The 11,799-nt window shown below is 63.6% G+C and carries 11 protein-coding genes and 3 pseudogenes; 6 read left to right on the top strand and 8 right to left on the bottom strand.

What is annotated here, in order from left to right; translation table 11 throughout:
• Positions 1–259 precede the first annotated feature (259 nt).
• Positions 260–403, top strand: a complete 144-nt coding sequence (locus E3O06_RS18150) for a hypothetical protein (protein ID WP_241980370.1) — start codon at positions 260–262, stop codon at positions 401–403.
• 13 nt (positions 404–416) lie between these two features.
• Positions 417–1,244, top strand: a complete 828-nt coding sequence (locus E3O06_RS17110) for an SDR family NAD(P)-dependent oxidoreductase (protein ID WP_241980369.1) — start codon at positions 417–419, stop codon at positions 1,242–1,244.
• Positions 1,245–1,344: 100 nt separating this feature from the next.
• Here the strand turns inward: E3O06_RS17110 and E3O06_RS18145 are convergent.
• Positions 1,345–1,500: pseudogene (locus tag E3O06_RS18145) on the bottom strand (aldehyde dehydrogenase family protein); the annotation flags it as partial.
• A 51-nt stretch (positions 1,501–1,551) separates the two neighbouring features.
• Positions 1,552–1,899, bottom strand: a complete 348-nt coding sequence (locus E3O06_RS17100) for a DUF3140 domain-containing protein (RefSeq protein WP_134504693.1) — start codon at positions 1,897–1,899, stop codon at positions 1,552–1,554.
• A gap of 205 nt (positions 1,900–2,104) precedes the next feature.
• Here E3O06_RS17100 and E3O06_RS17095 point away from each other — a divergent pair, with 205 nt between their 5' ends.
• The 4 genes and pseudogenes from E3O06_RS17095 to E3O06_RS18140 all read left to right on the top strand — a co-directional run bounded on the left by E3O06_RS17095 (position 2,105) and on the right by E3O06_RS18140 (position 4,966).
• The gene (locus E3O06_RS17095) at positions 2,105–2,320 is read left to right on the top strand and encodes a hypervirulence associated TUDOR domain-containing protein (protein WP_134504691.1); all 216 of its coding nucleotides are present in this window, start codon (positions 2,105–2,107) and stop codon (positions 2,318–2,320) included.
• Between the two features lie 335 nt (positions 2,321–2,655).
• Positions 2,656–3,759 (top strand): annotated as a pseudogene (locus tag E3O06_RS17090) (type IV secretory system conjugative DNA transfer family protein); the annotation flags it as partial.
• 201 nt (positions 3,760–3,960) lie between these two features.
• A complete protein-coding gene (locus tag E3O06_RS17085) occupies positions 3,961–4,410 on the top strand; it encodes a single-stranded DNA-binding protein (RefSeq protein ID WP_134504689.1) in 450 nt (149 codons plus the stop codon).
• Positions 4,411–4,480: 70 nt separating this feature from the next.
• Complete coding sequence (locus E3O06_RS18140; RefSeq protein ID WP_241980362.1) at positions 4,481–4,966, top strand: hypothetical protein; 486 nt, start codon at positions 4,481–4,483, stop codon at positions 4,964–4,966.
• Here the strand turns inward: E3O06_RS18140 and E3O06_RS18500 are convergent.
• The 6 genes and pseudogenes from E3O06_RS18500 to E3O06_RS17055 form a co-directional block, all read right to left on the bottom strand.
• Positions 4,938–5,617 (bottom strand): annotated as a pseudogene (locus E3O06_RS18500) (SCO6745 family protein). The gene E3O06_RS18140 and the pseudogene E3O06_RS18500 sit on opposite strands and share 29 nt — an antisense overlap.
• A complete protein-coding gene (locus E3O06_RS17660) occupies positions 5,509–6,882 on the bottom strand; it encodes a gluconokinase, GntK/IdnK-type (RefSeq protein ID WP_166788244.1) in 1,374 nt (457 codons plus the stop codon). The pseudogene E3O06_RS18500 and the gene E3O06_RS17660 overlap by 109 nt, the downstream one beginning before the upstream one ends.
• A gap of 309 nt (positions 6,883–7,191) precedes the next feature.
• Positions 7,192–8,745: a mannitol dehydrogenase family protein gene (locus tag E3O06_RS17070; RefSeq protein WP_134504687.1), complete on the bottom strand. Its 1,554-nt coding sequence runs from the start codon at positions 8,743–8,745 to the stop codon at positions 7,192–7,194.
• A 62-nt stretch (positions 8,746–8,807) separates the two neighbouring features.
• Positions 8,808–9,734, bottom strand: coding sequence for an ABC transporter permease (locus E3O06_RS17065; protein ID WP_134504685.1), 927 nt, complete (start codon positions 9,732–9,734; stop codon positions 8,808–8,810).
• Positions 9,734–10,666 carry an ABC transporter permease gene (locus tag E3O06_RS17060; RefSeq protein WP_134504683.1) on the bottom strand — a complete coding sequence of 311 codons (933 nt, stop codon included), beginning with the start codon at positions 10,664–10,666 and terminating at the stop codon, positions 9,734–9,736. Before E3O06_RS17060 ends, E3O06_RS17065 begins: the two co-directional genes overlap by 1 nt.
• The gene (locus E3O06_RS17055; RefSeq protein WP_134504681.1) at positions 10,663–11,796 is read right to left on the bottom strand and encodes an ABC transporter ATP-binding protein; all 1,134 of its coding nucleotides are present in this window, start codon (positions 11,794–11,796) and stop codon (positions 10,663–10,665) included. Before E3O06_RS17055 ends, E3O06_RS17060 begins: the two co-directional genes overlap by 4 nt.
• Positions 11,797–11,799: the final 3 nt, after the last annotated feature.

The raw sequence follows: 11,799 nt of genomic DNA, 5'->3' as shown, positions 1-11,799 counted from the left end.
TCGGCTTCAAATCACCCGACGCCCTCATCGCCCTCGCCATGCTCAGCCTCGGCGGTCATAAACCTGTGCTTCCAGGCCGGAATTAACCCACGGAAGAGTCAGGAGAGCCGAAAATGCGTTCCAAAAGCGGATGCTCGCGCACCGCCCTGCGGTCCTCGCAGGCAATAATCGGCAACGGCGACACTCCCACACCCGCACAATGTTGCGCAGAAGAGATACTGACCGCCGTGGCGGCCGTTTCGCCAATACAAAGGACCAAATGACAGCCACTTTCCAGACCCGCGGTGGCACTCAGCGGATGCCCAGCCGGGAATTCCTCCTGTCGATCATGGTTCTCCTTAAGACGCGTCAGGATCGGCGGGCGTCAGAGCCCGCTGGAGAAACCGACGCCGGCCTCAACTGAAAGAAGATCAAACATGGACATAAACAATCTCGATCTCACGGATCGACGCGGAATTATCACGGGGGCGGGTCAAGGCATCGGGCGAGCAATCGCCCTCGAATTTGGTCGACGCGGTGGCCACCTGCTGCTTGTCGGCCGCCAACTGGCCACGCTCACTGAAACCGGTCGACTCGTCGCCGCCGCAGGCGGAACGACCGAGATCCTGGTTGAAGACCTGACCAAGCCAGGTGCCGTTGAGCGGATCGCCCACACCGTCGCTTCCTGGAATACCGTTGACCTCCTCGTCAATAATGCCGGCAATGTGCGCGCGGGTCGGCTCGAGCTCACCAGCGATGCGGATGTTCACTCGATGATTGATCTGAACCTCACCGCCCCGATCCTGTTGACAAAAGCACTGCTCCCTGCACTTCGCGAAAGCGGTCAGCAACGCGGAAGTATCCTCCTAAACGTCTCCAGCGGGATAGCACTCGTTGGAATGCCGTTCTATTCGATCTATGCTGCAACAAAGTCAGGCTTGGCCCAATTCGGCGAGTCGCTTCGCCGGGAATTGACCGGAACGGGTGTGCACGTCGCGACCGTGTACCCCGGCGCGACCGACACTGACATGATGAGGTCGCAGAATGCCGGCACCGAACTCGGCTGGGGACGCCGCAGTCTGGCCGACGTCATCACCGATCTGATTACGGCGTTGCAGGCCGGCGAGCATGAAATCAACACCGCGCCGGAAGGCCGCCGTGCCATGCAAGACCTCAACCGCACTGACCCGATGGCAGTGGATGCCGCCCTCGCGCCCGGTCTGGAGGACCTCGAACTGGCTGTCCGGGACCACCGCAGCATCTAGGAGTCCGCGCGCTCCGGTCTGCCTCCGCTCGTCGTGCGCACACGAGTGCATAGACGAGCCGTAACCTGTCTGTGTGGCGGCTCGTCTGCCCGAATGAGCCAAGTAACAACGCAACAGCTGCCATCTCCATAGACACCCGCAGCACCTGATCCGCCGCACTTTTCAACAGGTTGGTGCCCACCGGGGTCGATCCGGTGAACGACAGTTTGCGAAGCCGGGCGTGCGTGATCAGCGGTCCGGTCACAGCGCCAGCGCTCTCGCGCATTCGGCTGCCTGTACCGGTGTGTTCGCCCGCGGTAGCGCAACGCTAAACCTTCTTCATCGGATCATTTCCCCAGTTCATCAACGAGTAGCGCCAGCGCGAGTGCTCGACATCGGAATCCGGTTTCTGTGCCGAATGTCGTTTGACGTAGCCGACAACCTTATGCATGTGTTCGATATCGGACGCGGTCAGATCGCCCTTCTTCGTTCCAAGAATCGTGACGATCCTGCGTCCGGACCGATGGCCGATGGATTCCCCGCTACCATCGTCTTTCTGTCCGACCTCTTTGGATTCGTCAGTGTCGAGCCACGACGAGATCTCACTGGCGGTCATCGTGACCGCGTTTTTCCAGTCGTCCCAGATCGCATCGACATCGTTCGCTTTAGCTGCCATAACTCAATCATCGTGGTGAAGCTTCACCTCGACAAGGGCGTGTGTTGGCTTCGTGGCGTGATCCGAACTTTTACGAAAGGGCTCGGTCACAAGGAGCATTCTTGGCCCTATGAACATTCGATTTGCGCGCATCGGCCGAACTGGCGGCGAGCTGATAGTTGACTTCCCACTAGTACCTGGACACAGCCGTCCGTAGGCTGCGAGCATGAAAAATTTCAGCACAGGTGATCGAGTGAGTTGGGCGACGTCTCAGGGGCGAACTCAGGGGGAAGTCGTCGACAAGAAAACGAGCGACTTTGACTTCGCGGGCACAACGTTTCACGCTTCGAAAGATGACCCTAAATATATTGTGAAGTCCGAGAAGACGGATGCGGAAGCCGCCCACAAGGCCAGTGCTCTGCGCAAGCTGTCGCCACGATAGGGCAACTGCTATTCGAACAAATAGGCACTTCTATCTGACTGCCGGTACCTTCGGTTTGCACTGCATGAAGGGCGGGGCTGGCCGAAGCGAACCCGATCCAAGAGTTTGACCTAACTCCTGAACCGTTTGGCGACTAACGACGGCTCGCAGACCAGCGGCACGTTTTCGCGATCTCGTCCAGCGATTTCCGCGCGGGCTTTCGGCCGACCGAGCTAGAATCCCCTCAAAACATTTCAGAGACGGATGCCCGCAGATGGGCGTCCCGCGGCGACAGCCGGTAACAGTGCATCGAAGGTGTGACCTTCTTTTGCGAGCCACTGCGCTGCCGCAAGCGCCTGCGGTGGTCGCCCATTCGTGGGTGTGAGGATCCGCTCACGGCGATGATTCGCGCCGCAGGGCTCGCCGCAGGCACCGGACTGGCCGCAGGGGGCGTCGACGGCGGCGGATTCTGGGAAGCCAAGACCCGCACGGCCCTGCAGTCGATGCTCCACGCGGCCGCGCTCGACCACTCCCCGCCGGCCGAACTCTTCCGCTGGACCCTCGACCCGGCCGCCGCCCACGACGCGGTGTCCATTTAGCTGAGCTCTCCCGCGGCGGCCACAGGTTGGGGCGACGCGTTGCGGGCCACGCTCGAGGCCGGCCCCCGCACGCGCGACTCCATCTGGCAAGGCGTCTCCCTGTCGCTGGGCGCCCTGGCTGACCCTCGCGTATTGAATTCCGTCTCCCCGCCAGAGGGGGAGGAATTCGATCCCGAAGGGTTCCTGCGCAGCAACGGCACCCTCTATCTACTGGCCACCGGTGCCGGCTCGAACAACTCGGCGGCGCTGGTCTCGGCTTTCGTCGAGGACCTCGTCGAGACCGCTCGCCGCATCGCCGCCCGAAGCGCGGGTGCGCGACTCGATCCGCCCCTTCTGCTGGCGCTCGATGAGATCGGCAACCTAGCGCCACTCCCCTCGCTTCCCACGCTCATGGCGGAGGGCGGCGGCACCGGCATCACGACCATGCCCGTGCTGCAGTCGCTCGCTCAGGCACGCACGAAGTGGAGCGACAACGCTGCCGGCACCATCTGGGATTCCTCGATCGTCAAGATCGTGCTCGGCGGTGGATCCAACTCTCGGGACCTGCATGATCTCTCGACCCTGATCGGCGACCGCGACGAAACCACGGACTCGACGACCGTTGGCGATCGCGGGTCACGGTCATCGCAGCGGTCCATCCGCCGTGTGCCGATCATGCCGCCCGACACCATCCGCACCCTGCCCTTCGGTGCCGGCCTGATCATGCTCCGCGCGGCCCCGCCAATCATCGCAAGCCTGCAGATGTGGACCGCCCGCTCGGATGCCAAGGAGTTGCGCGCGAACCGGGAGGAAGTCGAGGGGCTGATGCGGGCGCCGGCTCGGAACGTGCCGGAGTCGGAACCTGTCAAAGAGTCGGATTGACGACCTCCGTCGCTGGCGCGCGGCTCCTGTGCCCTCGAGAGCGGATGCTGCCAGCGGCGTTGACCTGAAACATCCGCTCGAAACCTCGGACAGTTGACGACATTCACCAATCCGGCAGCTCTGCCGGATGGAGCAGGCTGCGCACCTCCTAGTGAGCGCGGACCACGATGGTCCGTCCCACATCACAGTGGGTCAAGTCTCATGGCATTTCACACCCAGCAATCGCTGTCCGGTTTCATCGCTTCCGACCCTCAGCAGTCGGTCACAGAGAACGGCGACACCCGCTTCTACGTGCGCGTCGGCCAGCCCCACTTCCGTCACGAATACAGCGGCAGCTTCACCTCGCTCGAACCGACGTTCCACGACCTCGTCGCCTACCGCGCCACCGCCGAACGGGCTCTCAACCGACTCGCCAAAGGTGACAGCTTTGTCGCCGAAGGGTATGTGCGCACCTTCCAGGTCGAGCGCGACGGTGAAACCATCCAACGCGAAGAGTTCGTCGCCAAGAAGATCGGCCACGACCTCGCGCGCACTAACTACCAGGTCACTAGAACCAATCGCTCGGCTCCGGGCAGCGAACAAGACGCTGCGACAACGCAGACGGCAATCGTCAGCGAGACGGAAGCTGCTCACACCAGCTCGGGGTGGTGAAGCAGCGATGGCAGGGTCACTCGTCGAGTGGGCATCCGGAGATCACGACGACGCTTTCGGAGCGAGCTCGTTGGACGATCTCGACGGGCCACTCACTGCGGAGCCGCCGCATCCGATCAACTGGAACCTCCTCAGCGCTGACGACGCCGAGGCCGAATGGATCGAACTCAACCGCTGGGTGAACTGGCTGCGGCGCACCTACGGACTGCCGGCATCCGTCGTGCCGCCGTTCTGGCACCGACACCCCATCGGCGCGAGGCTGAGGCTGCCTTCTGTGCTCCTGTCCCTTCTGGTTGACAAACCGACTCGGTGTTCTTCCACGCTCAAGGAAGGCGGACGGCGCAACGTATTCACGATGAGAATCGGAGACCGACCGAACCTTTACGAACAGGCCTCGGCACGCTGCGACGCCGACGACTTCAACTTTGGAACCCATTTCGTTATCGAGATACGCGGCTTAGGAGTCGGAACGTTCAGCGTGGGGAAACCGATCCGAGTCCAGCGCGCTCTAGCCGTCAGAACCTCATTCAGCTCGCGCGCGGCGACTTTGGGATGAAGGACGCGGTCGGGTCCAGATCCGGGTCCCAGGGGCGGGGCATCCCGATCGGGTTCGGAAACGGGAAAACTGTTGGGCACGCTCTCGCGATGGGCGCGAGCGTGCGGGCGATACCTGCGATCTCATCGTCGTTCAATCCTCGCCACGGCCCGACGGCCAACCGATTGGTCATGTGCTCGGCTCGATCCACTGCCGCCCTGCCCTTCTCGCTGATCGCACCCTGGCCGGTCAGTAACCCGCGAGCAACGAGTTTTCAACTTCGACCGCCCACTCTTCCTCGGTCCAGCCACGCGACTTCCGCACACTTATCGCATCGAGGTCCACCGCGCTTCGCAACACGATTGTGCTGATGCCCGCGATCCCTCCCTCGACCAGCGCCATCACGTGACCGTCTCCGCGATGTTCGCGAAGAGTGGCCGCGGCCTGCCAGAGCCGACGATTCGGATCCGCCTCCACCGGTAGGACGCTGTTCGCCGCCGCGAGTTGTCGACCTATGGCGTCGACACGAGCCGCTACCGGGGCAAGTACGTCAGCCGCATCGGCTAAAAAGTCTGCGCTATCACCGCACTCATGGTGTGGGTCTCCCCCGGCGCCAGAGTGACCTGATCGCTCATCACATTGGCGGTTTCGACGCACACCATGCCGGTCCATTCCTCGGCGCCGAAGTCGGGCATGGCTGCCGCCTTGGCGCTCCACGGGTTCCAGATCACTCGGCTCTGCGAGCCCTCGGTCGAGATGGACACTGTGCGCCCGGTTCCATCGGCAATGCGCGCCTCAGCGTTGGTGCCGAGGTAAATCCGGTCCGTCTCGGCCGCTACCGTCACCGGGTGTCCTTCGGCGTCCAGCGCCGGCGGCTCGGCCAACCGGTCGATGAAGCCGAGATCTTCGAATCCCGAGACCGTCACGGCGTGAATGTCGGGCACGGTCAGATAGGTGTGAAACGCCTCGGCAAATGTCATCGACACGACATCGAGGTTGCGCACCTGAAGGGCGAGGCCAAGTTGAGCGCCGACTGTTACCGTGTAGAGCGTCTCAAACCGGTACGACCAGGTGGACCGAAGGTCGTTGTCGGTCAGCCCGAAGACCAGCTCAATATCGTCGCCGACCTCACGCGCCTGCACTAAACGCCACGCGACGAGGCGGGCGAACCCGTGTGCCGGGGCGTTCGCATCCGTGTCATGTGGACCGAACCAGGGGAAGCAGATCGGCACGCCACCGCGAAGGGGCTTTCCTGGAGCGAATTCGCTGAAGTCGCTCATCCAGAGCGCTGAGGACGCCCCAGCGGGCGACCAGCTCGTCACGTGCGCACCCTGCAAATACACCTCCGCCGCGCCGGCCCGACCGTTCACCCGAACGACGGGCAGGCCGCCCGCACCCACACCGATCAGAACGGATGCCGGCAGCTCGGGCGCGCCCAACCTGGCCACGGATTCCGTGACCGCGTTCAACGCCGGCTGGTCGATGTCCACGGCAAATCCCGGTTCGTCGGCCTGCAATTCTTCCAGGGTCGCCAGCTGTGACCGGAGCAGGGCCGGCGGCATGAAGTGTTCGCTACGACCCTTGAGCCGGTTACCGAGCACGTCGAAGGTGCCGGTCAGGTGCACGAACCGCACGTTGGGGGCTGCCGCAACGATCGCGTCGCGGTAGACGCGCTTGAGCGCAGAGCAGGCGATGACCAGGCCGGTTCCCGCTGCACCGGCGTCAGACATGGCCCGGCCGACCAGCGCGAGCCACGGCCAGCGGTCAGCATCCGTTAGCGGCACACCGCTGGCCATCTTGACGATGTTGGCCTGCGGGTGCAGACCGTCAGCGTCCAGAAATGGCACGGCGAGCGCGTCGGCGAGCAGGGCGCCGATGGTGCTCTTTCCCGACCCCGACACGCCCATCACAACGATCTGCTCGGCAGCCGTGCTCATGGGTGGAGCTGCAACGCTGCTGACGGCCTCATTCACCAGTCGTGCACCGTTCCATCGGCGAGGCGGTTGTAAGGAGGTAAACCGTGGCGTAGGGGTATTTGTCTGCTTCGTCGACGTCGAGTTCGACGCCGACCATTCCCGATGATGCCCATCCGTACAGTGGCACCCAAGGCCGCGAAATAAGTCCTCGGTGCTGAGCCGCTTCGTGAGTGATTTCTTCGTCCGCCCAGACCGTTTCGCGAACGGTCCTATAGGCCGGGCTGACACGATTTGAACCAGCTCGTGTCCGGTTCCCGACGAGACAGCCGTTCATACGTGGGCGAAGGATGCGCGCACGATAGTCTGCACCGTGGCCAGCTCATCCACGACAGCCTGTCGAAACTCGGCCGAAGCTTGCACCGCAGGCGGGAATATTTGCCCCAGGGCCAGCACCCGATCCACCACGCCGTTCGGGTCGGTATGCACTGTAGAGGCGTGACCGACAGCGGCCTGGAGCAGGTCGGCAAGCGGGTCGTCGAGCACGGCGCCACCTTCGCCGATCGTAGATGCGATATAGGTGATCCACGCGGCGACCGTGAGGGCGAGGCCGGCGGGCGTCTGGCCTTGCTGCAGGCGGTCCTGCACCGTGCCCAAAATGCGATTGGGCAGCTTTAGTGAGCCGTCCATGGCCACCTGGCGGGTGGTATGCGGTAGGTTCGGGTTCCCGAAACGCTCGAGCACACTGTCCCGATATATTGAGAGATCCATGCCGTCTGGCGTGGCCAATGTCGGCAGAATGTCCTCGTCGATGATTCGCCGGGCGAGGTCGATCAGCACTGGATCCGTCATTGCCTGGGCGATGGTGGCATGGCCACACAACGCCCCGAGGTAGGCCAGCATCGAGTGGGTCGCGTTCAATATGCGCAGCTTGGCCCGTTCGTACGGCGCGACATCCGCCGTGAGGATCGCCCCGGCAGCCTCCCAGCGCGGCCGGGGGCCGGCAAAGCGGTCCTCAATAACCCATTGCTTGAACGGCTCGGCCACCACGAGCGCCTCATCGCGCAGGCCAAGCAGATTTCCCTCAAGCTGCCGGTCAGCTTCCGTCGTCGCGGGAGCAATGCGGTCCACCATCGTCGAAGGAAAGGTGACTGATGCCGCGAGCCAAGCCAGCAACTCGTCCCTCTCCCTCGAATGGTCGTCGCCCACGGCCGCGACCAGCGAGGTGACCAGCCGATGAGTGATCGTGCCGTTGTCAACGAGGTTGTCGCAGGGAAGCACTGTGAAGGGCTTTCCGCCCTGCCGAAACCGACGAGCCAGTCCCCGCACCAACAGCCCGAGAGGTGAAGTCGAGGCCGGTAGGCCCGTCTCCCCGCCGAGTTCACGCTCAAGCAAGCCGAGATCCTGCTGCACCACGGGCAGGGCTAAGTCAAGGTCGCCGTCTGGCCCTCGCAAATAGCCTTTCTCGGTGATCGTCAACGTAGCGATATGCGTGCTGGGCCGCGCCACTATGTCGATGATCTTTTCGGAGTCCCTGCCCGGCCAGGCGACGTCGCGCACCGCACTGACTATGCGCAGTTGAGTATCGTCCACTCCCTTTTCGAGCACGCCGTAGAGACAGTCCTGTGGCTGCAGCTGCTGGGCCACGGCCTCCGTACGCCCCGTGACCCCGAGAATTCCCCACCCGGATTCGCCTGAAAGCGCCATCGCATCCTCGGTGAAAACGGCTTGGTGTGCACGGTGGAACGCACCAATTCCAAAGTGCACGATACCGATTGACACCGACGCCGGGTCGAGCCGTGGCAGAGCCAAACCGGGCGTGGCGGATAGCCCGGCGAGCGTGTCTAAAGAGAGCCGCGCGGATACAGGCGGCAAGGATGCGGTCATGATTGTGTTCCTAAATGGTAGAACCAGCAGATTGGGTGCGTGTCGGGCAACGTATCGGACGGTCAGTCCTCCCGCGAGTCCTTCACCTGCGCAACCAGCTGAGTGGGGTTGATGAAGCGCAGCGCGATGATGAGAATGAGCAACATCAGCGCGGTGTAGATCACGCCCATCGACGAGATGAGCTGGCGCGATTCGCCGCCGCCGGCGCTGGTCATGGCCCGGTAGATGGCCACCACGAGGGTGTCGGAGGTGGGCCCGGAGACCAGAAAGGTGAGGTCGAACATTCCCACGGTGCGTACCAGCACGAGGATGCTGGCGGCCAGGATGCCCGGGATCAGCAGCGGGGCGAGCACCTTGGTGAAGACCCGGTACATGTTGGCGCCGCACATCTTGGCGGCGTTCTCGATGGCCGGGTTGATCTGCTCGATGAACGGCGTCATGGTGATGATCACGAACGGCACCGACGGCACGAGGTTCACCAGGATCACGGCGAGCACCGTGCGCCCGAGTCCCATGTTGTACATGACCGTCGCCAGCGGAATACCGAAGGTGATCGGCGGAATGAGGATCGGCAGCAGGAAGAGCAGCATGACGAGCTTCTTGCCGGGGAAGTTGCTGCGGGCCAGCACGTAGGAGGCCGGCACCCCGATCACGACCGAGATGACGATGACTGAGACGGCCACGAGCAGGGTGACGCCGATGATGTGCGTCAGGTTGAAGCGTTCCCAGCTCTCCTGGTACCAGCCGAGGGTGAAGTTCTCGGGCAGCCAGGTGTTAAACCACGGCTTGCCGAGCGAGTCGACGAGCACGCTGAGCACGATGCCGAATAGAAGGATGAAGAATGCGGCGATGCCGAACCAGACGAACCAGGTGCCCGGCGAGGCGATGAGTGCTTTCTCGCCCGGGGGCAGTTTGCCCTTGTTGCGGTTCTTGACGATATTGACCACCTCGGTGGGTGGGGCCGTGCGTGTGCGCAGTGAGTTGGACATCAGCCCTTGCCTCCCGTTGAACCCTTATAGAGGAAGGAGCGGCCCAGGAACACGAACGCGATCACGATCAGTTCCACCACCCCCATCATGATGGCGATGGTCGAGGCCATGCTGTAGTCCAGCTGCTCCGAGAACGCACGGTAGGCCATCAGCGCCAGCACCCGGGTGTCGCCCGAGGCGTCACCGACGAGGCGCGCCGACGGAAACACGCTGAAGGCGAGTACGAAGGTCAGGATGAACGTCGTGGCCAGGCCCGGGGCGAGCAGCGGCAGGGTGACACGGCGAAAACGCTGCTTCCAGTTGGCGCCGAGCGTCTTCGCCGCTGCTTCGAGCGACGGGTCGATGCCCGACAGGTACGAGGAGATCAGCAGGTAGGCGAACGGGAAGCCGGAGATGATCAGCGACAGCATCACGCCGATGTAGTTGTTCACCAGCGCCAGCGGCTGATCGATGATGCCGTTTTCCATCAGGAAGCGGTTGAGCCAGCCCTGACGTCCGGCGAAGATCAGCAGTCCCTGCGCGGTGAGCACGGTACCGAGGGTGATCGGCAAGACCAGCAGGGTCTGCAGCAGCCGCTTGCCGCGGAATTTGTTGCGCAGCTTGAAGGCGATGGGGATCGAGACCAGCACATTGAACAGTGCCGCCGGCAGGGCCAGCTTGAGGGTCAGCCAGACCGAGTCGAAGATGAACGCGTCGCGGAAGAAGGCGACATAGTTCGAGAGGAACCCGCCGCCCCACTGGTCTTGCGTGGCCGCGAGCGGCTGGAACGTGAGCCCGATGCCGTAGGCGAACGGGTACACGAAGAGCAGCAGTGCGAACACGATCGCCGGCACCAGCAGCAGCAGCTTGGTGTCGATGCCGCGTTCGGCGAGCCGGTGTTTGAGGCTGGCCGAGCCGTGCGCGCGGCTCGCGGTGTTGGTAGCGGATGTCACGCCGGCACCCCCGCAAGTTGGCGTCGGGAGTCGTCGACCTGGTCGAGGCTCGTGCGGTAGACCAGGGCCCGGGAGGGGTCGACGGACAGCTGCACGGTCGAACCCGGCAGCAGCGCGCTGTAGGCGTGCACGAATAGATTCTGGCCGGCCGTCGTGGTGACTTCCACCGCGAATTCGCGGCCCTGGTATTCGACCACGTTGACTGTGGCCTCGATGGTCTCGCGACCCTGCGGCGACTCGCCGGGGGCCAGCACCACGAGGTCGGAAGGGCGGATCGCCACCCGCACGGTGTCGCCGACGGCGGCGGTCTGCGCGACGGTCGCCATGATCGAGATGCCGTGGCCGGAGACGCGGGCGAGCGACCCGGTCACGGAGTCGACGGTGAGGTCGACGATGTTGCGGTAGCCCATGAAGTCGGCCACGTGCCAGTTGGTGGGGTTGTTGTGCAGCTCTTCGGGGGTGCCGATCTGCTGCACCCGGCCCTCACGCAGCACGACCAGCCGGTCGGCCAGCGAAAGGGCTTCTTCCTGGTCGTGCGTGACGTAAATGGTGGTGAGGCCGAGGGACTGGTGCAGGCGACGGATCTCGGTGCGCATCTCCAGGCGCAGCTTGGCGTCGAGGTTGGAGAGCGGCTCGTCCATGAGCACCAGTCGGGGCTCGAGCACCACGGCGCGGGCGATGGCGACCCGCTGCTGCTGGCCGCCGGAAAGCTGGCCGGGAAGCTTCTTGGCCTGTTCCTGCAGCTTCACGAGGGCGAGGCCGTCGGCCACGCGCCGGGTGATCTCGGCCTTGGGCAGGTTGCGCATCTGCAGGCCAAAGGCGATGTTCTTCTCCACCGAGAGGTGCGGAAATAAGGCGTAGTTCTGAAAGACCATGCCGAAGTCGCGCTTCTCCGAGGGGAGGATGTCCACGCGTTTGCCGTCGATGAGGATCTCACCGTGGGTGAGAGGCAGCAGGCCGGCGAGGCAGTTGAGGGCGGTGGATTTACCGCAGCCTGACGGTCCGAGCAGGGCGATGAATTCGCCGGCCCGAACCGTCAGGTTCAGGTCGACCAACGCATCGTGGCCGCCGAAACTGCGTCCGACATTCTTCAGCTCGAGGGTCTCGAATGTGTTAGTCGACGGAGCCATCGG

This window comes from Cryobacterium glaciale (genome assembly GCF_004402535.1).
Lineage (GTDB): Bacteria > Actinomycetota > Actinomycetes > Actinomycetales > Microbacteriaceae > Cryobacterium > Cryobacterium glaciale.
Note: the sequence above shows the minus strand (reverse complement) of the source record. Positions and strands in the feature narration are given on the sequence as shown.